We start from the raw sequence: 1589 nt of genomic DNA on the forward strand, positions 1-1589 counted from the left end.
CGGGCTTGTCTTCGACGATCACCGGCTTGCCCCATCGCTTACCGAGCGCATCGGCGAATATCCGAGCCGCCGCATCATTCGCGCTTCCGGCCGGGAACGTCACAATCAGCTTCACCGGACGTTCGGGCCAGTCAGCTCGTGCAGGCATTGGGACAGCAAGAACCGCAACGCAGGCCGAGACTATAATCACGGAAAGTAAGCGTATTGCAGTATTTGCGCCCGTCGCTGTTTCGCAGGATTTCATGTAAGAAAAACGGACCCATGGAGTTGAGCTGATCGTCTGTCGCCGGAGCATCATCGTCGCCGTCTCCTATGTCGTCGGTTTGGAATCGGATTTGCGTCGCGGCTTTCGTCGACCGTTGCCGGGACGGGCGTAGGAATCGTGGGCTTCGATCAGGCGCACCAGCATATCCAGAAACGCAGTACGCTCTGTTTTCGAGAGAGGAGCCAGCAGGCGCTCCTGCGCCGCGCGCAGTGATGGGCGCAACCGGTGGCGCAAGTCAGCGCTCCGCCTAGTCCCATAAAGCTGGCGCGCCCGTCGGTCATCGGGATCGATCTGCCGTTTGACCAGGCCCTTCTGCTCGAGAAAATCGATCATTTGGCCGAAGGTAACGGCATCGACACCCATGCGGACCGCAAGCTGCCGCTGGCCGCTTCCCGGCTCCTCTAGAACGGCGGACATGACCCCCCAAAGCATGGGCGTCAGATCTTCGTGCACGAGAGTTTCCGCCGTGACACCAAGACAAATTTGATGAAAGCGGCGGGCCAGGTGAGCCGGCACCCGATGCGAGGGAAGCACCGGAGACTTTTCTGTCCGTCCAGAGCGAGGCTCGTGCATGATTCCAATCAACAGATGAGAATACTAATGATAAGAATACATACTATATCTGTTGTCAATGGCTGTGCTGCGCGATTCCAGCCCGGGCCTCGCTCGCTTACGGTGCGCCAAGGACCTGCGCGTTGTTTCGGCACCCACTTACGGGAGGGATCTGTCAACGCCAGGGGCCCACTCGATGCCACTGTCTGAGTTGGGGTCATTAGCGCCGGTTTGACCGCTCGCCGATGACTTCTGGTCTTCCCTGACCAGCGGACATTCTCAGGGTCTGTCGGCATGTCTCAATGGTGCCAAACCTAGATATAGCAAGAATTGCTCAGACTTTCTGAAACCCTCAGCCTCCGGCCATTGTGATCCGGCTCCCAAACGTGGGTGCTACGCGGCCTGAATTAGAGTCTGCGTCGCGCTTCGCACTGGCAACAACGCGGTTCCGCGCGTACGCTGAGGTTGCGAAACCGGTCCATCAGAGGCTGGTCTTATCCGGGAGAACGCCACCATGCCTGTCAATCGCGCAGTTAGATTATCCTTGGGAGCGGCAATCCTGCTCTGCAGCTGCAGCCTCACTTACGCCAAGCCGTTCATGATCGTCGGCAACGACGAGAAATTGCTGTGGGACGACGACGGCAAACCAGCCCTGTCGCCTGCCGGCAAGGATTCGGTGCTGATCGTGGATCTCGTCGACCCTGAAAGCCCCAAGATCGTCGCCACCCTGCCCCTGAAGAATTCGATCGTCGGACCGCCGGTCAATCTCGAC

1 protein-coding gene is annotated in these 1589 nt (G+C 58.9%); it reads right to left on the reverse strand.

All coding sequences use genetic code 11. From position 1 onward, the window contains the following. Window positions 1-310: 310 nt before the first annotated feature. A complete protein-coding gene (locus IVA82_RS17120; protein WP_247385077.1) occupies window positions 311-799 on the reverse strand; it encodes a MarR family winged helix-turn-helix transcriptional regulator in 489 nt (162 codons plus the stop codon). Window positions 800-1589 lie beyond the last annotated feature (790 nt).

It is taken from the genome of Bradyrhizobium sp. 142, assembly GCF_023074015.1.
GTDB lineage: Bacteria > Pseudomonadota > Alphaproteobacteria > Rhizobiales > Xanthobacteraceae > Bradyrhizobium.